The 19,733-nt window shown below is 39.2% G+C and carries 18 protein-coding genes; 1 reads left to right on the top strand and 17 read right to left on the bottom strand.

From position 1 onward, the window contains the following. Positions 1–15: 15 nt before the first annotated feature. The 16 genes from BM000_RS01080 to BM000_RS01150 all read right to left on the bottom strand — a co-directional run bounded on the left by BM000_RS01080 (position 16) and on the right by BM000_RS01150 (position 15,584). Positions 16–393 carry a YbaN family protein gene (locus BM000_RS01080; RefSeq protein WP_091493785.1) on the bottom strand — a complete coding sequence of 126 codons (378 nt, stop codon included), beginning with the start codon at positions 391–393 and terminating at the stop codon, positions 16–18. 64 nt (positions 394–457) lie between these two features. Next, positions 458–1,015, bottom strand: coding sequence for a hypothetical protein (locus BM000_RS01085; RefSeq protein ID WP_091493787.1), 558 nt, complete (start codon positions 1,013–1,015; stop codon positions 458–460). After that, complete coding sequence (locus BM000_RS01090) at positions 1,016–1,915, bottom strand: hypothetical protein (protein WP_091493789.1); 900 nt, start codon at positions 1,913–1,915, stop codon at positions 1,016–1,018. A 201-nt stretch (positions 1,916–2,116) separates the two neighbouring features. Continuing rightward, on the bottom strand, positions 2,117–2,686 hold the full coding sequence (locus BM000_RS01095; protein ID WP_091493792.1) for a hypothetical protein: 570 nt from the start codon (positions 2,684–2,686) through the stop codon (positions 2,117–2,119). Between the two features lie 478 nt (positions 2,687–3,164). Then, positions 3,165–3,554, bottom strand: a complete 390-nt coding sequence (locus BM000_RS16935) for a class I SAM-dependent methyltransferase (protein WP_245751541.1) — start codon at positions 3,552–3,554, stop codon at positions 3,165–3,167. 6 nt (positions 3,555–3,560) lie between these two features. After that, positions 3,561–3,767 carry a class I SAM-dependent methyltransferase gene (locus tag BM000_RS16940; protein WP_245751542.1) on the bottom strand — a complete coding sequence of 69 codons (207 nt, stop codon included), beginning with the start codon at positions 3,765–3,767 and terminating at the stop codon, positions 3,561–3,563. Positions 3,768–3,947: 180 nt separating this feature from the next. Next, positions 3,948–4,601, bottom strand: a complete 654-nt coding sequence (locus BM000_RS01105) for a GPP34 family phosphoprotein (protein WP_091493794.1) — start codon at positions 4,599–4,601, stop codon at positions 3,948–3,950. 139 nt (positions 4,602–4,740) lie between these two features. Further along, positions 4,741–5,913 carry a 23S rRNA (uracil(1939)-C(5))-methyltransferase RlmD gene (rlmD, locus tag BM000_RS01110; protein WP_091493796.1) on the bottom strand — a complete coding sequence of 391 codons (1,173 nt, stop codon included), beginning with the start codon at positions 5,911–5,913 and terminating at the stop codon, positions 4,741–4,743. A gap of 155 nt (positions 5,914–6,068) precedes the next feature. Further along, the gene (locus BM000_RS01115) at positions 6,069–6,248 is read right to left on the bottom strand and encodes an ATP-binding cassette domain-containing protein (protein WP_091493800.1); all 180 of its coding nucleotides are present in this window, start codon (positions 6,246–6,248) and stop codon (positions 6,069–6,071) included. A gap of 124 nt (positions 6,249–6,372) precedes the next feature. Further along, entirely contained in the window at positions 6,373–7,122 is a 750-nt protein-coding gene (locus tag BM000_RS01120; protein WP_091493803.1) for a hypothetical protein, read from the bottom strand. A 370-nt stretch (positions 7,123–7,492) separates the two neighbouring features. Continuing rightward, the gene (locus BM000_RS01125; RefSeq protein WP_091493806.1) at positions 7,493–9,130 is read right to left on the bottom strand and encodes a putative ABC transporter permease subunit; all 1,638 of its coding nucleotides are present in this window, start codon (positions 9,128–9,130) and stop codon (positions 7,493–7,495) included. A 23-nt stretch (positions 9,131–9,153) separates the two neighbouring features. Then, a complete protein-coding gene (locus tag BM000_RS01130; protein ID WP_091493808.1) occupies positions 9,154–9,876 on the bottom strand; it encodes an ABC transporter ATP-binding protein in 723 nt (240 codons plus the stop codon). A 57-nt stretch (positions 9,877–9,933) separates the two neighbouring features. Then, on the bottom strand, positions 9,934–10,356 hold the full coding sequence (locus BM000_RS01135) for a hypothetical protein (RefSeq protein ID WP_091493811.1): 423 nt from the start codon (positions 10,354–10,356) through the stop codon (positions 9,934–9,936). Continuing rightward, on the bottom strand, positions 10,346–10,555 hold the full coding sequence (locus tag BM000_RS01140; protein WP_091493814.1) for a helix-turn-helix transcriptional regulator: 210 nt from the start codon (positions 10,553–10,555) through the stop codon (positions 10,346–10,348). The genes BM000_RS01135 and BM000_RS01140 overlap by 11 nt, the downstream gene beginning before the upstream one ends. Before the next feature lie 801 nt (positions 10,556–11,356). Continuing rightward, a complete protein-coding gene (locus BM000_RS01145) occupies positions 11,357–13,135 on the bottom strand; it encodes a glycoside hydrolase family 43 protein (protein ID WP_091493816.1) in 1,779 nt (592 codons plus the stop codon). Positions 13,136–13,553: 418 nt separating this feature from the next. Continuing rightward, on the bottom strand, positions 13,554–15,584 hold the full coding sequence (locus tag BM000_RS01150; protein ID WP_177178162.1) for a beta-galactosidase: 2,031 nt from the start codon (positions 15,582–15,584) through the stop codon (positions 13,554–13,556). A 196-nt stretch (positions 15,585–15,780) separates the two neighbouring features. Between BM000_RS01150 and BM000_RS01155 the strand changes: the two genes are divergently transcribed. Next, entirely contained in the window at positions 15,781–16,647 is an 867-nt protein-coding gene (locus BM000_RS01155) for a helix-turn-helix transcriptional regulator (RefSeq protein ID WP_091493822.1), read from the top strand. 5 nt (positions 16,648–16,652) lie between these two features. On the opposite strand, the gene BM000_RS01160 is transcribed toward BM000_RS01155, so the two are convergent. Next, on the bottom strand, positions 16,653–19,730 hold the full coding sequence (locus BM000_RS01160) for a galactose-binding domain-containing protein (RefSeq protein ID WP_091493824.1): 3,078 nt from the start codon (positions 19,728–19,730) through the stop codon (positions 16,653–16,655). Positions 19,731–19,733: the final 3 nt, after the last annotated feature.

The following is a 19,733-nucleotide window of genomic DNA, read 5'->3' on the forward strand; positions in this document are numbered from 1 at the left end:
TGACATGGGTTACGCTTATTTTACCACATGCTTTGGCAGCGTTCTTAAAGTCAGTAAATAGAGGGTTACTATTCCTCCAATTAAGGTAAGCATAATTCTTAAATAAACATTTGAAACAATGTAGATTGAAAAACCCATTGACAACCAGAGCACAATAATTGCGGTAATTTTTGTTTTAACTGGAATGGCTTTATACTTTATGTAATGATAAATATACGATCCGAAAACAGGATGATTAATCAGCCAGTTATACAATCGCTGGGAGCTCCGCAAATAAAGATAAGCACTTAATAACAAGAATGGTGTTGTCGGCAACAACGGAAGAAAGATACCTAACATAGCCAGTAATAAGGATAATGAACCTATTGAGATAAATACAATTTTTTTTACCATGCTTGTCCCCTTTCTCACTACACTTTTCCAACATGTACCTAAAAAAGTCTTGGATATAATATAGTTAGTTCTTAGTGATACGCATATAACGATAGTCTTCTCTGCTTAAACCATAGGTGAATATTAAAATATCGATAAACGCAATCAGGTTAAGCACTGAGCTTAGTAGGAGTAGAATTTCTAAGTTAAATGTCAATGATAATATCAATAGGAGGATACCTGTTCCTTGGACGATAAGATAAATCCGATTATGACGCGTATACTTTGCGATCAGGTCTTGTTCCCCTCTTGCTGCAAAATATGCTACAGCCATTCCAAGAAGACGATGGAAGATAATAAACTGGCCAACTAACGCCAAAACAGGAAGAATAACATTTTGCAACAAACCATAATGATCAGCTTGAATAAAGAATAAATAAATATCCGTCCCAATTAGCAATACTAACATACCACAGATAATTTTTTCCGTTAAAATTATTATCCCTTTCGTTTCAAAAATTGACAGACCTGAATAAATAATCAACCACGCTATCAAGCTGGGCAATAGAGCTAGGTTAAATAGTTCAATATCAATAAATGCAATAATCATACCAATAAAAACTCTTCGAAAACCAGCTGCCATTTAAAGCCCCTCCTGCTCTTTTGTGTATTTGTAAAGATCGGTAAAACTGAAATCTTCTCTAAAGCTAGGGCTTTCTTTCCATGTAAGATAATATTCCTGATCCTTTTCATCTGTAAAGATAAGTTTTAACGATAAATTAAATCTTGTATACCTTTCTTGCAAGGTTTGAGCTGGCTTAATTTGCGAAACAATGGTGAGCGTATCCCCCTCTTCTAATTGAAGCTCTTCGAGATCATAAATATTTTGATTATTAATTTTCATCTCCACACGTTGACTAATTTGATCAAGAAAATGCGCTTCAAAACCGGAAAAGTTAATCGGTTTAAGCACTTTGAAGTTTGATCGACTATCACCATCTGATGAGCTTGACCCTGATAAGAACTCAATTATTTCACTGTCACTTGCAGATCGTGATAACCGAATTTGACCAATATCTGTCTTGACTTCGCTGCCATCACTAAAGTAAAAGATCGCTTCATTTAGAATAAGTTCATTATCTAAGCTTTCCTCTGGTAAGTCTACGATCTGCCAAAGTACTTCTCTTAAACTATACCGCCCATATAATTGACCAATAAGATCTGGTTGTTCCGTCTCAAAGTCAAGACCAAACATGCCCCAATCATCCTCAAATGGTTGGATGTGTAAATCTGGATATTCAGGGAAGCTCACATATGAAACAACTCTTTTATCTTCTGCATTGGTGAAGTAATTAAAGCTAAATAGTTCATCTGATAAACCGTATTGATAATCGTCATCATCTAGATTAACACTTAGATCAGCGTATTGCTTAAAGAAAATTGGCTCAGCTAAGCTTACATACTGAATAAAGATCATGCACCCAGTTGCTACTATACCAATAATGATCAGAAAAATTCTAAAAATGCGCTTATTTACATCCATTCCTTCACTTCTCCTCTTTACTCCAGATAAAAATCATTCTGTTATCGACTGGTAAGATCTGTTTTAGTTTACCATATTTTTTTCTGATTAGGCGCATTTTCTAATCTTATAAAAACTATTTGTGAGTAGACATGAAAACACACTAGTAAGTACCTACTAGTGTGTAACGGATTAACAAACGCGTGCTAAATTGAAACTGTTCTAACTTCTAAACGTTAAAGCCTGCTGCCTTCGTCTAAGTAACTGCTCCGCGCCTTTATTGAGCCAGTATAACGCTGTTAAAACATGAATTAGAGCAATAAGGGTTAAAATAGCACCACCTAGGCCAAGCAGCTGATGATTTAAGCTAAGCGATACCGTCATGAACAAGGTGGCCAGTCCCTTTAGCACAAGATAAGTGCGGTCTTTCTTAGCATAAATGGTGGCCAATTCAAAATACTCAATGGTTTTAAAATGCTCAACAATCGCTGAAAATAAAAAGTGAAAGAAAACAAGCTCCCCTACCATCACTAATATTGGTAACAGCATCCGAAAAAGGCCACTAGCATTGATTAACATTAAAAAGCCATTGAGAGCAGACAAAACAATTAAACAAACACAAGTAATTCTTTGCCTCGCGAGTGCCTGTTCGCGCGCTTTGATACCAAGGGTTAGCAATCCTGAGTACACCACTATCCAACCAATAAATGGTGGAATAATGGTTAAGGCGCCAATATGTAAATTAAACGTTGCGAAGATAAAACTCCAAAAAATTCTTCGATAACTTTGCATCTTAACTCTCCCTTTAAGCCTGATATATTTGACTAAGCCATAAAAACTGTAGTCATGACTGACTTGGTATGCTCTAGTATAAAATATTTCTTGTGCTACTCCGTCCTTATTACGAAACCCGAGGATAGGTTTAAGGTTAAAATGATGACGCCTATAACAATTCGAAATAAACGGTTATTTAAATTCAATCTAACGTCACTCCATCACCATTTAAAACTAATTGTTTTAGTTTACCATATTTTTTCCTAGACAAAAACCCATCTATTTTGAAAAACTATCATTTACAGTTGGCTCCTTACTAGATTACTACCGTCATAAGCGCTTTAGATAAAAAAAAATCCGCTCATCGTTGCTAAGAATGGTAAGTCATTCTCTCGTTAACAATGAAAAGAGTAGTAAACCAGCCGAAAAAACGACCCATTTCTAACGAACATCATGCTAACTTGGGCGTTATTTTCTGTATATTTAAACAAACGGATTATTTCTGAGCGCTAGTGATAAACATTGATGCATCCTGGCCCATAAAGATTTGCTCACCATGATAGAAGGTTTCACTATTAATCTGTTTAAAGCCGACTCTTTTTAATAAATTTTCAAGATGATCATGTTTAAAACCACTATGAACGAACGGTGAATTAACATGCTCATTGTAATCAAAGTCAACAATAATCAGTTGCCCTTTTGGATTAAGGCATTGGTAGAGGGTTGATAAAATTTGTTCTGTATGCTTAATGTGCAGCAAAACTTGCGCCATAAAAATATAGTCAGCCTGTAAGTCTGTCGTTTGCTCCCTTTCAAGGTCTAAACATTGTGTCGTGGCATTGTTAATGCTCAAACTAGTAATTTTCTGTTCAACTTGTGTAATCATATTTGCTCACGGATCAAGAAACAGGATTGACTTAAATTTAGCTAGTAAATTCAATCCAACTAAACCGGTCCCACAACCAAAATCAATCGCATGTTTTGTTTCTGTTTGATAAAGTTTGTCTGCAATAGCATGAGCAGTCAAGCTCGCTAATTCAATGCGCTCAGCAGTATCATAATTATTTGCAATCATGTCGAATTTGTCAGTATTACCCATATGATGACGCTCCTTCAAAAAAAGTTATTTAATTAATGTCGCCTTTTTGTAGATTAACTGACTACAAGCCCTCTTGAAGCATAAGTGGAAAATCAAAGCATGCTAAGTGAGCGATAAGGATGATCCGTAGTAATTGAAGATTCACTTTATAATTAGGTTACATAAGTCCAGACAATCTCGTTAGTTTATACTAGAAATAAAGAAGACCAGTATCATCTCAATGTGGCCAATTAATTTATTTATTAGCACGCTAGTATCAGTCTGTTTTAAAACATGTAATTTTTCTTTAAGCACTTTTAATTCGTCTTTTGCAAAGTGTTCTTTAAAATAACCACTTTTATTTAATAGCACCACTAAGGCTATTCGATCATCTGGAATAAATTGCTCCGTCAGAACTGCTTTGCGGAGACTCTCTCCGACCTGTGAAACAGCATGCGCTTTCGGTGTAAACCTTATTTTGGTCGTAAATAAACCTTTACTGTTCGCCTTGTCTACATAACCGTCATCCACGAGTGAGTGACCAATTGATTGAAATAGCGCGTTAGCTTTCTTTGAATCAAACACATACTTTTCAGCAATCTTTTCAAGTTTCATTGGTTTGTTGATCCGAATAAGCTCATAGACAGGCGCTAAATAGATCTTGTCAGCTGGTAATGGATTGTTAACAAACATTTTCTGCTTGTCGTCATATATCAGGTAGTTCCCTTCCAACAGCTCTAGCAGACAACTCGCCAACAGACAACTAGATGCTTCTATAGAATGCGTCAATGTTGTACTGCCTTTCATATTTAACGCGCATAGAAAAAATGCTCGGGTACAGGATAAATTATTCATCTTTTAATTCTCCTCATTCACAGTTCACTCATATCCAACATATTAAACGCGTTTAGCTAAAAAAAGTCGCAATGTCCTCATTACTTGAAGATAGAGCGACTGTATGTTGTTTGCGTTATCTGGTTGCTCTTGTCATTTTTTAGCGTTTACGAACTAAACTTACGATTGTCTCCACATGATTCGTCCCTGGAAACATATCAACCGGAATAATCCGCTTGGCTTGATAACCTTTTCTCGCTAAGCTGGCTAAATCACGAGCTAATGTGACTGGGTTACAGGAGATATAGACGACTTGCTTCGGTTTCATTGTCGCAAGCGCTTGGATGAATTTCTCAGTACTACCCGAACGAGGCGGGTCCATCAGCACCGCGTCAACCCGTTGCTTTTTTCGTGCTATTTGTAGCATAAAATCGCCAGCATCTGCTTGATGAAAAAAGACATTCTTCACTTGGTTGCGCTTCGCATTATTAATGGCATCTTTAACAGCAGCTTGGTTAAGCTCCACACCAATGACCTGCTTAACCCGATCACTTGCAATTAAGCCAATTGTCCCAATGCCACAATAGGCATCAATAATCGTTTCTCGTCCAGTAAATTCCGCTAAGTCAAGTGCCTTACTGTATAGTACTTCCGTCTGGACTGGATTGACTTGATAAAATGATTTAGGTGACAGACGGAAGGACTTGCCACATAAGGTATCTTCAATAAACCCTTTTCCATATAGAACTTGCTCCCGATCCCCCAACACCATACTTGTTTTTTTATTGTTAACATTCAGAACGACTGTTGTGATCTCTGGGTGCTGTTCAAGTAGCGCTTTAATAAAATTTTTCCTTGATGGAAAAACTGGTGAGCCGAGGACGAGCACGACCATAATCTGGCCACTTTGAAAACCGGTTCGGACTAAGACATGACGTAATAAGCCTGACCGTGAATCTTCATGATAAGGTTTAATCTTAAACGACCGCAGCATCTGACGAATTGAAACAACAATCTCGTCAGCCCGTTGATCCTCAATTAAACAGCTATCAATTGGCACGACATGGTGTGATCCGGCTTGGTACTTACCTGAAATAACCTGCCCTTTCCGATTCATAGCAAAGGTTGTATGAATTTTATTACGATAATAATACGGGTTGGTCATCCCGATAATTGGTTCCACTTTGGCAAACTTACTTAATAATTTGTTGACTTCGGTTTGTTTCTTTGCTAGTTGTTGATCGTAAGAAAGCTGTTGGATCTGACAGCCGCCGCAGCGATCAACAACTGGGCAATCTATTTTAGGTAGTGCTGGTTTAACGTGTTTTTGCATAATAACCCTTTCCTTGCTTAAGACTTGTCCATTCACTTAAATAATAAGAACTAAAATCAGTCTAATCTTACCATAAATTCATTAAAAAGAGATAGCTCAATTAAAATTCATACCCTGTCCCTAACATTTACCAGACTGAAGTTAGCGCAACTTCTTCAGTGCTGGTTGGTCAAAAATTGCAAACCAATCAGCAATTTAATTAGTGTCGTTTTCCCAGAACCTGAAGGCCCGATAATACCAATAATCTCACCTCGGTGAGCATGAAAATGAACACCTTTAATAGCTTTCATTTGCTTAAAATTTTTATCAACATGTTCCATGGATATCCGACTCATAATAACCTCCTGCTACCGAATGCATACCCAACGTTTTAAATTAGTTTTAACATACAGATCCATCACTAAAAGAATTTAATTAACATTGCCAAGTCTTGTTCTTATTCGTGTTGCATTCAGACGTTTAGACTAACAAAAACAAAACAGCAGCGCAAACTGTACCTGCTAAAAAGCCCTTAACATTTCCATGATTGTCAATTGGCAATTCAAACTTGAGCACATTTAACAGCATTTCACCGGTGATAGATGCTTTAATTAAGGTTACCACGTATGCTGGTGGGAGCCAAATTAGCGCTAGCCCGCCACCGAAAGCGACGCTTGTAGCGAGAACAACCCAACCAACTTTGCGATACTTTTGCTGATGATGATGACGCATACCTAAATCCATTGACAGAAAGTGCAAGCCGAAGGCGACAAAATAGACCCAGACATTGGTTTGATCAGGTAATGATTGGGATGATACTAGGTAGGCGATCATGATGTTGTAAATAGCGAAAAAAATTAAATCATACCAAAAATAAATTGAACTTACCATGACGGGATTCTTCTTCCCCAGCATACGCAATGGTCGTTCACTAAGCTTATAAATAACGTAAGCATGGACAAAGCCAATTAACACGACAACATAAATAAGCTGACTGAAGGGATTAGTCGAGTCCCAATCAAATTCCTGATTAAGTTTATTCTGAGCGTAGCCAAGGTATGGGATTAAATTAATAACGACATAGGCGACACTGACGCCAGCAGCAAATGAAATTAATGAGCGTGCACTAATAAATTTAAAAGAAATGGTTTTAGAAATAAAATGAATGAGTATAAACCCGATAATAACGAAGATGCTTGGTAAATGATTAAAAAAAGCTAAATAAAGCATGATGAAGTTCCTTGAGTTGATTCGGCAAGGCTATTGCCCACTGCCCATATGTTCGTAATTTTAACCATATGTCCACCTCTTTTTTCTTTTATTCTACCATGATTCTAACAAGAAAGGATAAGTCACGTTCAGAATAGTTGCCTAAACAATGCATATACAATTGTTGCAGTCATGATTCTTCCGACAAACTAGCTACCACGTTGTGTCTGCATATCCGCTTACTAGATTAATGGTTAACAATTACGCTAGCATAACTATAATAAACCAAAAGACTGTACCCAAGCTAATTAACCAGCTTGAATACAGTCCTTATTTGTTTGAAGTTGATCAGACCACGGTAGCGCCGGTTTCTGCGTTATTAATTAAGCAACTAAATTGCTAATTTTGCCCATACCCAAGTAAAGACTAACTTTGAAATGGTACAGGTAATGAGGACAGTTGCCACTGAAAGGATAATGACGATCGGTAGGCTCAAGACAGTACTAAGCTGAGCTAGGATGGGCATTTCCACTACGAAATCTTTCGCTAAATATAACGCAACACTGCCGACCGACAGAACACCATAGAGAACAGGAAGAACAATGGTCGTTAGATTACCTAATAACGTCCTTTCGTTAAAAAAATCGACTAACGATAGCAATTCAACTGCAGTATAAAGCGCCGAGCTGCCATAAAGGACAAAGAATAGTACGAAAACGAATAGCAGAGTGAACGGTAGGCTTAAGCCAGTTACAATTGAATAACTAACATTACCAACAATACTAATAATTAATGCTGGAATGAAAAACATCTGAGATTGTATGATAAACACCTTCTCCCCTGCTATCGGTAAAACCTTAAGTAGCCAATAACGACTTTTCCACAAGCTCTTATCCTTAGTAATAGTAGCAGGGATAAATAGGACTGAAACAGCGATAATATTGACGATTGCTGCAAGCATTATTAATAAGATAACACCAAGAATCGGTGTATCTGAGAAAAGACCGCTATAAATAAAGATAACCAGTGTGAATAAATAGAAAAACAGCATAAATGCGGAACCGATAAACATCTCATTATTGCGTAGCGCCATCAGCCACTCCATTTTCATCCATGCAATTATTTCATTATGATGATTAGCTTTGCCACTTCTTTCTTTTCGCTTTTGTCGCTTCTTTGGATTTGCATCCATATGCTGATGCTTTACCCAACCAGCAAAGAAGAGCTTTTTAGCTGAATAGAACACAGTCCAAATGGCTATTAAGGATACAAACAATAAAGCCACGAACGTCGATAAAGTTGGTTCACCAGTTACAAATGCATAAAAAAGCTTCGTTGCGGCTGTGACTGGAATAATATCAGTCACCAACGGTTTCTCGAAGAATTCAATTACGTTCAGTAAGTAACGAGGATCCAACTGTTGAATACGTGAAATAAGCAAGGCAAAGCCTACATTGATGCAGAAAATAAACAGTGGCGTGACGGAGGTAAAAACTTTGGCAGACACAAACCTTAAGCCAATCATTGCGACTAATATGCCAACTGCACAGGGAATAATTACACTAATAACATATAACGGAATAATTGCCCAATAGTAAATAAATGGAGCGTTTACAGTTAATCCTAATGCTGTTAGTAAGGGAAAAAACAAGAACAACAATGATTTCGTACTCGTGATGAGGTGCTCAAAAAACTTAAAGATAACCAGATAGTTAATCGGGATTGGCAAAGCCATTAGATAATTCAGATCAGGTGCATGATAAAATAAACGAATAAAGCTACTGATACTTTGAGCAATTGTGCTCAAATAAAGCCAAATTAGCACTACGAAGAGAGAGACAGCGAGAAGTTGCTCCAAATGATCTACCTGTACAAAAACATGTCGAACCAGTATATTTGTCAAAATGATTTGGGCAGCAATCACTGCTGCCATTACTGATAACGCTCTCATTATTGTACTTCGATCTCGCCATAATCTATTTTTCAAGATGACAAATTGTAATTTGCTATACCATTTTAGATAATGCATTTCATTTAACCCCCTCCATCCAACTAGACTGTAATCCGTAAGAATATTTCCTCCAAGCTGGTATCGTTCGCTTGGTATCTGTCTTGTAATTCTGCTAAGGTCCCTTCAACCAACAATTCACCAGCTGACAAGATACCAATTCGATCACAGAGCTTCTCAGCTAATTCTAGTACGTGGGTTGTGAATAGCACCGCCGCTCCTTGATCAGCATGTTTTCTAAATAAATCCTTAGCTGCCTTTGCACTAGCGGCATCAAGACCTGTTGTTGGTTCATCGAGAAATATTACCGGTGGGTTGTGCAGCAATGCAGCACAAAGGGTTATTTTTCGCCGCATCCCATGAGAATAGGTGCCGATTAATTGATCCGCAGCGTCATTTAGCTGAAGGTCTTTCAATAATGAATGCATGCTGCTGTTCAAATCCTTTCGACTGTGTGTTTGATAGACAGCAGAAACAGCATTTAGAAATTCTCTTCCAGTGAGCTTTTCATATAAATAAGGATTCTCTGGGACATAACCAAAATGCTGTTTCGCCACTAATGGCTGATCGACAATGTTATAGCCACATATGTTAACCACACCCGATGTTGGCTGTAACAAACCTGTACATGCTTTAATCGTTGTTGTCTTCCCAGCACCATTGTGGCCTAGGAAGCCATAAATTTCTCCTGGTTTAATTTTGAAACTAACTTGGTTAACTGCAGTCTTTTTCCCATAATGATGCACAAGGTTGCTTACTTCAAGCATTCAGACCACTTCCTCTCAGTTATTTTAATGACTAGCTCGGCAAAAAAGTACCACAAGCTAAATATTTCTCTTCTCCCAGAGATGAACAATTGTTCTATAAAGTAGAAATATAATGAGTGTACCGAAGAAGCTAACCGCAAATCCGCCGATTATTCGTGTCCAATCAAAGCCTACCTTAGCAAAAACACTGACCGCCGACAGTATCCCAGTCATTAATGGCATAAAGAACAAAAAATAACGCTGCTTACCGTTGTTCAGTGTGACCGGATAAGAAAGCGGAATGCCTTTACAAGCTAAGGCAAAAAATTGCACGAGTGAAGCAATAAACCAAACTAGGAACACATCCAGCGTATCAAGAAGTGTTTGATTCAAGATAAACCAGCGGTATATTAATACAGCAAAAATACCGAACCAAAAAATAGAAAAACCAATCCGCTTGGCTATGTTAATATCCGAAATTACCCGCTCATCATGTTTCATTTTCATCATCCTCTTCCCAGAATAGTTGATCTAGCGACTTATTTAACACGTTGCCAAGCTTAAGACCTAAGGCAATGGTCGGGTTATATTTTTCTTTCTCGATAAGTCCGATTGTCTGCCTAGTAACCCCTACCTTGTCTGCCAACTCTTCTTGGGTTAGTTTTTTTTCATTTCGACTTACTTTCACACGGTTTTTAATAATCTAAATCACCTCAATTTCAAAACAGATTAATGCAAACTATATGTTGCATTAATTGTAATATATAGTTTGCATTTCGTCAATAGTAATTGTTATAAAAAAAAGATTAGAATAATTTAGTTGATCTTCACTCTGTTTCAAGTGTTTGCCCAGCAAGCATGCGCTGCTTAAAGGTACAGCTAAAGGGTTGCCACCCAAAGAACGCCATCTCGACATAATTAATTGTTCATTAAATAGCGTTGGTTAAGCAAATATTTGGCTGGCTCCAGCAAACAAGAGCCGCTTTCACCAAAGGGCACGAACATTCCATCTTCAGTTTCACGCTAGCACCCAAGGGCACGAGTGTGACATCTTCAATTTTTCAGTGTCACGCTAGCCTCGGACGCAGCTTCGGTCCTACAGGATGTAGGTCAGTTAGACGCTATTAAAAGAGTTGACGGGTTTAGGCTAACATCCCCCACTGCGTCAAGAACTACACATCACACAGGGGGCTTTGGATACGTGCTATTCCCACAGAAGTCGGCTCTTGTTTGCTTCCACCTAATCTTGGGAAACTACCTTACTAACACTATTAAAGATACAACACATAATCGATTTTTTACGATAAAAACCGCTAGCAACAGCCTAATAGGCAGTTTACTAGCGGTTTTATTATAAATTTAACCATATCTTGAACATATGCTACTGTTTCCAGTCTTTACTTTTTGCTAAGTAGCTAATCATTCGCATCCTTTCTCCAAAGTTTATCTCTAACAGGTTTACCAGGGAACCGATTACTAACTGCCCTAGTCTTTTTCTTAATTAAACGATAACAGGTCGCATTAAACCGTCTTGGTCAAAATCAAGTGGCGCAATACATGTTTCTCGGTTGTAGCCCTTAGCCTTTCCTTCTGGATATTGAGCCAATGGCGTGGCGAATCGGTGATAAGCCAGATAATATTTGTCCTGATCGGGTACTTTCACGATACTATGATGCCCAGTACCTAGAATAGCTTTTAACGGGTTTTTTGTTAAAATTGGATATTTGTAATCAACGGGACCATAGAGGGATGATGAGACACCATAATTAACATGGTAATCTTCACTTCTCGTATCATCACACGACCAAGTGAAATGATATTGGCCATCCTTTTTTAAAACCGTCACCGCCTCTCTAAAGTTAACTAAGCCTGCATATTGCTGAAGTGTATCCTCTTCAATAGCATCCATTTCTTCTGTCAATTTAGCGATTGCACCCGCCTCACCATTGCCAAATAGAATGTAGTAGTCACCGTCTTCACTATAAATAGAAGGATCAATCATTTGGCTCATTGCTAGGCCATGCTGATCAATAAGTTCATGTGCAAGCAGTGGGCTGTCCTCAGCAGTAAACGGTCCAGTCGGATGCTTACTGTGAGCCATACCAATACATGATTTCCCGTCCGGTCTTTTCGCACAGAAGTAATAATAGTAGGTTCCGTCTCGTTCAGTGATACATGGCGCCCATGCATGCCCGACAGCCCATGGAACCTGATCACTAGCCACATCAACAATTTCTCCTGTTGCCTTAAAATCGGTTAAGTTATCAGAGACGAATGCTGAAAAGCTTGTACCAGACCAATCGGTAAAGCCATCAGTCGTTGGATAAAGGTAATACTTGTCACCAAAAGCCACCAAATCTGGATCGGCATATAAGCCTGAAATAACAGGATTTTGTTGGTCATAATAGGTCAGTAACCGTTGGTATTCTTGATCAGTAATGGCAAGCACGCCACCATGTCGCTTCTTAGTTTGACCAAAGTCATACTTGTTTTGCTCTAAGATGTTAAAGTCTCCAGTTGCTAGATCAGTAGCTGTTAGAATCATATAGCCTTTTCTAGCCATAAATTGATCAACAATTAAACACCACGTTTTTTGATCAGGTAATTGATAGATCTCTGGCCCTTCTACACCTTCAAGTTGATCGAGTATTGGCGAACTAACCAGTTGATAATCGCCCAGCAGTGATTCTGATCGCTCCATAATAATTCGACTATTGGTTTCATCCTTGGTAAATCGGTAGTAATAGCCCTGATCGAATACAATTGTCGTATCAATAACATCCTTTTCCTTCTCAAAAAATTGGAAGGGCTCAGTAAAGTCGATAAAGTCAGTTGTATAAGCTGCATACATACGATGCTTTCCCGCAACTTTAGATGCCCAAAAAACCAAAAAGGCAGCTTTACTTTGATCATAAATTGCTTCTGGAGCCCAGACATTTCCGGCACCTGCTACGCCTACTTTTACCGCCCTTGGGCTACTCCAGTAAATGAGATCGGTAGATTCCCAAATGATAATGTCTTGACTACCGTATTCAATTGCATGCGACCAGCCGAGTCCTTTTTCCATCCGCAGATCTGTTGCAATGAGATAGAATTTCCCTGTTTTATCATCTCTAATTAAAAAAGGATCGCGTACACCTTCTTCTCCTAGCTGCGAGCACAGAACTGGCTTCCCTTGATTAAGATCTTGAAAATTAACGCCATCCTTACTAAGGCTAAAATAAACCTGCTCTTCATTCTTTCCTTCCCCGATAAAATGTACAAATAAATACGCTGACATAATCTTGCTCCTCTCAACTATTGCTAATCATAACCTTGGCTATGTTGTTATTTCATAACCAAGTTAATTTCATGAAGTGAACTTTCAATTAGTATGTGTTTTATCCTCTCTCGTTGCTTATTTCCACCCATAGATATGCGTGTACAGCTATCACAAAGTCTGCCCTTTTTGCAAAGCTAGCTGTTCCTAACTGTCAGTCCTCGGCTAGACTTATGCTTGAAGCCAGGTCTTACAGCCAGTAAATTCATAATATAATTTTAGTTAAATTTTACTTATTAAGTATATAAAACGCTTTCACAGATGTCAATTGTGATGAATCTAACAAATTCTCCATCCCCATTGTTAACTCGGGATAAGCATAGCTGTTCTCGTCATTAGATCATTTTTGACTTGCTCTGCCTAGCTGTTCCCTAATCCATCAATTCTGAATTTGTTCGCTTTGCCTAACGACAGCTTGTACGGAAGCTTGCTTAAGCTGACAGCCTGTCTCTATCTCACGTTCATAGTAAACATCCGAACGTGTTTGATAGATTGTAAGCTTTAATTGACTAGGAAAATTAAACCGCGCTAGGGAAACTTGCCAGTCAGTCCCGATCTGAAACCAGTCTGCAATTAATTGTTCTCCCAAGAAAAGCTCTGTTCGGTCACCAATAAAATCAATGCTTAACAAATAATCGACTGCCCTTTGTTCAGGATAGACAAGGTTTAAGACAAAGTGTTGTTTGATTTTAGATTCTTCAATCTGTTCAGCACTTATCATTACCTGCTCAGCTGTCTCAGTCCATTCTAAATAATGATGATCTTGAGCCAGCCATTGTGTCTCTGCTGCAACCTGAAATTGCCCATTATAATATAGACCTTGATTCGCCTCTTCCTCAGTTATCACACGATACTTCGGTACCTTGCCAATAAAATTAACAATCGCTACTTCAGGATCATGATGGTAAAAGACAATTGTGCCATCTTCTTCTTGGCAAAGTAAGCTGGCATTGGTTGATTGAAGTAATGCCTCGCCAAATTTAATTTGAAAAGGTATGATGCCTTTAAATCCTGGAGCCACATGAATAGGTGGCGTTTCAATAGACTTGTCAGTGAGTTCAATTGTAAAGCTTACCTGACCATGATTCTTCATTTGACGATGTCGTTGATAATTATTAATAAAGATAAATCCACCCTGTAAATCATCGTTATAACGAATGTTATATCGTAACGCTTGCGTATCTTCTGGATTCGTCACCAATTCTGTTGGGAAAATTGGCCGTGCAGCAACGAGCCACTGCTCAAAGCTTTTAATAAACAAGTGTAGCTTTCTTAAGCAGCCATAGCTTGGGTGAAAGTAGCCATATTCTCCAATTGGCGCTTGAAAATCGTAGGATAATACAGGTACATCAGTATTCGAGCCTGTTGCCGTTGACTCCTGAAAGGTGCTTAGCTCTCCAATTGGATTCGTGCCGCCATGGTACATATAATAGCCAAGTAAGTTTGCTCCTAATGCAAGCTTACACAACGCTTGTGCTTCTGTTGCATCTGCTTCAACATATAATCGTCGTCGCTTCGTGACTTGTAAGCCACCGCCTAACTCAGCGGTCAGGATTGGATAATCCAATACGTTTGTCGCTACCTCCGCTAAGCCATCCGGATTAAAATCATTGGCAATTAATTCATCGTTGTAGTCTGGCGTAATTAAGAAATTCCGATTAGCTGGTAACGGACCGAGCTTATTAAACCATGGTGCATCAACATACCCACCGAACACAGGCAACATCTCTTGATCTACGACAACTGCACCACCCCATGCTGTCGCAGTATAGTAGGGCACATCAAACCCTGTTTTAACCAGCATCTGCTTTAACGTAGTCATGTGCTGATAACCTTCTTGTCCATTTTTCCCACCAGCATGACCATATTCATTCTCAATTTGCACGCCAATAATAGGCCCATTATCTTTAAATAGTAGCCCTTCACAGGCTTGATAGATACGTTTAAAGTACTGGGCGACATAGGCTAAATATTGTGGGTTATCTGTTCTTTTCTCAAATGGAGCATGCTGAAGCCAATCAGGAAAGCCACCATTTCTAACTTCACCATGTGCCCATGGACCGACACGTAACAACAGGTATAATCCAGCTTGTTGACAGGTTTTAATAAATTTAATTAAATCTGTTTGACCAGATTGCTTCCACTCTCCCGCTATTTCCTCGTGATGGATCCAGATTACATAAGTCGCAACGATCTCTATCCCGCCTGCTTTCATTTTATATAGCTGTTCAAGCCATTTGTCCTCAGGATAACGCGTGTAGTGAAACTCACCCATAATTGGGAACCAGGGCATATTGTCCTTTGTTAGGTAAGCTGAGGTTGCACCTAATTGATGATGATCGTTATGACCTGAGAATGGTAATGGCTTAGGTACTTCTTTATTACCTAAAACCGGGAATAAAATATGCACAATAATCATCCTTTCTTTTTTTAACAGATTAACTGACTGTAGGAACCACTTCCAAGATAGGCGAAGAATCACGTATGCTAAGTTGGGGATAAAGCCCTCTTACTAATTAAGTTTCATTTTATTAATGCAATTAAGTCTTTGCTTTGTTATCATTTACTCATAACTCGTTATCACACTAAAGGAATGAAACTTCATAATGGTAAAAAAACAGCACGGATTCTTAAATGAAAAGCACATTGTTTTGCCTAATCATGGTGAATACCCCGAGCTTGCGATTGTCATTTCCGAAATCGGATACTATCAGAAAGCTGAGCACCATTACCGTGAGCGCCATACTGGCGCTGCTGAATTTATCCTTATTTATAGCATGGATGGATTAGGCTATATTCACTTGAATAATGGTTCAGCCCTTAAGGTAAAGGCTGGCCAACTTTATTGTATCCCAAAGACGACTAGTCATCGTTATTATGCTGACACAACGAATCCTTGGTCAATTTTGTGGATGCATTTTAATTGCACGCATGATCAGGCAGTCGCGTTACCATTATCAGACCAGCCAATTAGCTTTCCAATTGAGAAACAACGTACCATCCAAAATCATTTTACTGAGCTGCTCCATATGTGTGAGCGTTATCCACACCAACACCTCCAACGGGTTGTTTCACCATTCCTGTTCTTCATTTTTGCCGAGGTCGCTTATTTACCTGAACGAGAAGAACACGGCCAAGATCATCATTTCTTAGCAAAAGCCATTCAATATATGAACATACACTTAGCTAGCCCGTTATCATTAGAAGAAATTGCGGCCGCTTTAGGTGTATCAGCGAGCTACCTTAGCCAAGTATTTAAACAACAATTAAATCAGTCGCCCATGGCTTACCTAACAGAATTAAAGATGGAACGGGCGTGTAAATTTCTTCGAATGGAGCAACTAAAAATATATCAGGTAGCTGCCAAAGTCGGTTTTCAAGATCCTTACTATTTTTCTCGGGTATTTAAGAAAGTCATTGGCCTTTCTCCAAAAATGTTTCAGGATCAAATTGCTCCTCGCAAAGGTGAATAATGATGCTAGCGGACGCGTTGCTGAAAGACTTGACAACTAATCTGACCAGCCGCAATATTTAACGGATGGTGATAGTGAATTTTGACAAATCGGCCATAGCCTTGTTTATTAATAACATGCTCTAACCCTGGTTTAGTTGAGTCAGCATGCTTTGACCAATACTCTCCATCCTCAGAAACAGTAATCGTTAATGTTGTTTCTTCTCCATCCAAAGGATAAATGACAATTTGTTCAAAATGAGCAGTCTGACCAAGATCAACACACCACCAATGTCCATCCGTTTGAGCTGGCGTTGTCCAATACGTATCATGAATACCATCATTCCCCCGATCTGCACTTAGCTGCGTTGAACGCTCAATATCAGCCCATGCCGGTTTACGATAAGCAAGATCGCTACTTAGACCCTGCGTCACAGCATGGTCCTGATCGGATGGAATTAGCTGTTTGACCGCCTGCCAATCTAATTGTTGTATTGGTTCAAACGCATCACTGTCTAGATAATCCAGTAGCGCTGATCGAAAAGCCTGTTCTTCTGGTTTCTGACCACGGTCTATATCAAAGCCACTGATCATCAGCTTACCCGTCCCTACCTTAACTTCAAGCAAATAGCTGCGTTGGTCATGATTGTAGAAATTAGGTACTGGTGAGATGATACTAGTTAGTTGATGCGTAGCAAATGAACAGCCACCTTCCAGCAAGCTTTTCCATTGAAATGAGCCATAGTCATCTGTTTCAAAGGTTTGAAAAAGCGGATGTTGGTTAGCAATACTCACCCCACAGTCGTCCTTTGAGTCAAAAAACACCGGGCTCCAGAAAACAGGAAAGAAATGACCTGCCTTCACATTTTTCGTTAGCGTAGGATTAACTTGCAACAGACAGCGTTCCCCACGCTCCAGTGCCGCTTCAAGTGCTGGCGAAGCCCAATCATCAACAAAGAGCCGTGTATGACCATGGCAGAACGTTGACTGGTCCGCCACCCAAATTTGCCAATGGTTACAATAGCTTTGCTTATTTGCCTCAATGCATAATTCAAGGGTACACATTGATAGATATGCATCATTGTTTAATTGCGCCATGATTGAAACGGAAAGCTCCTTAATGACTTGATAGTTTCCTTGGTTAAGTGTAGCGGTAAACTGATCTTGAAATAATACAGTCTGATCATGCGTTATGGTCATCGTTACCCGTGCTTGATTAAGCGATTCAAATAAATCATTTCTTACTGCTAACCGACACGAAATTGTCTCCTGCTTTAAGAAAATCCTCCGCTCAAGCTCGATTATTGGGACAACATCGTTACAAAATTCTTTCATCATGTCCGTCAGCCCTGCTTGCTTATCCTGCCAAAACGAATCAAGTAGTCCAACAGTAGCGGTATTTTGACCTGGGTAATCTTGCAAGCCCAGAAGTTGATAGCCACTTACCGCATTACTTCTCTGCACTGCTTCAATTTCCGCCTTATACAAATCACGCGCTAGCTTTAGAGAAGCTGTCACATACTGATCCGCAAAGGGTGTTAGTTGTTTTTCTCTTAAATCATGCTGAATAGAAAGTAAATTGGTCGGCACCATTGCACCATCATATTTCTCAATAACATCTAATACAGGGTAGCTTGCGTATTGGCCAATCTCATGCGTAATTACTGGCAAGGGCACGTGCTCGGCGGCCATCTGATAATCTAAAGCTGTTCCTTCAACCATTTGATCTAAGAAACGATTACCCCTTAGACCCTTACCTTGGTACTCAACCCCGATAAAAAAGTGATCAGCACGCTCATAGAACGTTCGCTTGCGGTTGGTCGTATTTGCTGTAATCGTTGTCAATATTTGATGCTCTTTAAATGGCAGTTCCTGAATGAGCTCTGCTAGAAACTTAAAGTCACCTGCGAGTTCGTTCCCAATTGAAAAAAAACTAAAGCTTGGATGATGCCCATAACTTGCAAGAATCCGGCTTACTTCATTCGTAATAAAGGCATAGTGCTCACGCGCATCTCCGACTTTATTATTAAACCATTCATCTAACCAAATTGGTGCCTCAACCATTAAATATAGTCCTAAATAATCGGCCGCAAGAAAGGCTGCCTTTGGCGGACACCATGAATGGAAACGTACATGGTTTAATCCATGGCCCTTAATTTTAGTAAAGATGACTTGCCAGCCTTCCTGGTCCATAGTTGGATAGCCCGTTTTCGGGAAAATAGCGCAATCCAGTGTGCCTCTTAAAAACAACCGCTTATTAGCTTGGTAGATATAGTTAGTATCAGCGGATAAATCTAATCGACCAAATGTTTTATATATAGTGTGCTTACCCATGCTAATTTGAACCTGATAATGGTTTGGTTTAGCCGCATACCAAATATCAAGCTTACTTACATCAAATTGATAGTGTGTTGTTTCCGCTTGGTACTCATATGAATCTGGTTCAGCAATATATCTATTCTTAGCTTGATCGCAAATAACAACTTGCACAGGCTGCTTACCTGTTGCTACGACCACTTCAAGCAGCTGTTTAGCTTGATCGTAAAATAATTGGCAGTTTATTGGTGCTTGAGCAAGGGTTAGTTCACCGACAATTCCTGCCCATAGCCCCTGTGTATGGAGCGAATAGCCTGATGCTAGTTCCCCAAGATGCTGATGAACGCGGTTATCAATTCGAACCGTAATTGTCAATGGCTCCCCACGCTTTATTAAACTAGGACTGACTACATAATAATGGGGGGTAGATAAGCTATTCTGGCTACCTAACATTGTCTCATTAATCCAGACTGTACTCTGACCAAGGATACGTTCAAAGTTAAGGATAACATCTTGATCTGGAGCAAATTGGACATCGACAGTCATTTGCTTTTGGAGCCATAGAACACCTAAATACGGATAACGTTCTTGATGCGTAGTGACGGATGCCTTCGTTAGCTGCTTAAACTTAGCCGGATCAACTGGTTGACCGACTTTGTTTGTTGATGTGGTGCCTGGTAACTGAAATGCGTGATTTAAGAACATATCTTGATACCAGCTTTGATCAAGGCCTTGATCCTCTAAATCAAATCGGTAGTTCCAAATACCTGCCAAACTTATCTTTGTCATCTC

It is taken from the genome of Amphibacillus marinus, from assembly GCF_900110345.1.
GTDB classification, from domain to species: domain Bacteria; phylum Bacillota; class Bacilli; order Bacillales; family Amphibacillaceae; genus Amphibacillus_D; species Amphibacillus_D marinus.

What these genes read in the sequence shown, in the direction of transcription:
- BM000_RS01080 (WP_091493785.1), bottom strand. Translation starts at nt 393, where the DNA reads ATGGTAAAAAAAATTGTATTTATCTCAATAGGTTCATTATCCTTATTA.
- BM000_RS01085 (WP_091493787.1), bottom strand. Translation starts at nt 1,015, where the DNA reads ATGGCAGCTGGTTTTCGAAGAGTTTTTATTGGTATGATTATTGCATTT.
- BM000_RS01090 (WP_091493789.1), bottom strand. Translation starts at nt 1,915, where the DNA reads ATGGATGTAAATAAGCGCATTTTTAGAATTTTTCTGATCATTATTGGT.
- BM000_RS01095 (WP_091493792.1), bottom strand. Translation starts at nt 2,686, where the DNA reads ATGCAAAGTTATCGAAGAATTTTTTGGAGTTTTATCTTCGCAACGTTT.
- BM000_RS16935 (WP_245751541.1), bottom strand. Translation starts at nt 3,554, where the DNA reads ATGATTACACAAGTTGAACAGAAAATTACTAGTTTGAGCATTAACAAT.
- BM000_RS16940 (WP_245751542.1), bottom strand. Translation starts at nt 3,767, where the DNA reads ATGGGTAATACTGACAAATTCGACATGATTGCAAATAATTATGATACT.
- BM000_RS01105 (WP_091493794.1), bottom strand. Translation starts at nt 4,601, where the DNA reads ATGAATAATTTATCCTGTACCCGAGCATTTTTTCTATGCGCGTTAAAT.
- rlmD (WP_091493796.1), bottom strand. Translation starts at nt 5,913, where the DNA reads ATGCAAAAACACGTTAAACCAGCACTACCTAAAATAGATTGCCCAGTT.
- BM000_RS01115 (WP_091493800.1), bottom strand. Translation starts at nt 6,248, where the DNA reads ATGAGTCGGATATCCATGGAACATGTTGATAAAAATTTTAAGCAAATG.
- BM000_RS01120 (WP_091493803.1), bottom strand. Translation starts at nt 7,122, where the DNA reads ATGCTTTATTTAGCTTTTTTTAATCATTTACCAAGCATCTTCGTTATT.
- BM000_RS01125 (WP_091493806.1), bottom strand. Translation starts at nt 9,130, where the DNA reads ATGCATTATCTAAAATGGTATAGCAAATTACAATTTGTCATCTTGAAA.
- BM000_RS01130 (WP_091493808.1), bottom strand. Translation starts at nt 9,876, where the DNA reads ATGCTTGAAGTAAGCAACCTTGTGCATCATTATGGGAAAAAGACTGCA.
- BM000_RS01135 (WP_091493811.1), bottom strand. Translation starts at nt 10,356, where the DNA reads ATGAAACATGATGAGCGGGTAATTTCGGATATTAACATAGCCAAGCGG.
- BM000_RS01145 (WP_091493816.1), bottom strand. Translation starts at nt 13,135, where the DNA reads ATGTCAGCGTATTTATTTGTACATTTTATCGGGGAAGGAAAGAATGAA.
- BM000_RS01155 (WP_091493822.1), top strand. Translation starts at nt 15,781, where the DNA reads ATGGTAAAAAAACAGCACGGATTCTTAAATGAAAAGCACATTGTTTTG.
- BM000_RS01160 (WP_091493824.1), bottom strand. Translation starts at nt 19,730, where the DNA reads ATGACAAAGATAAGTTTGGCAGGTATTTGGAACTACCGATTTGATTTA.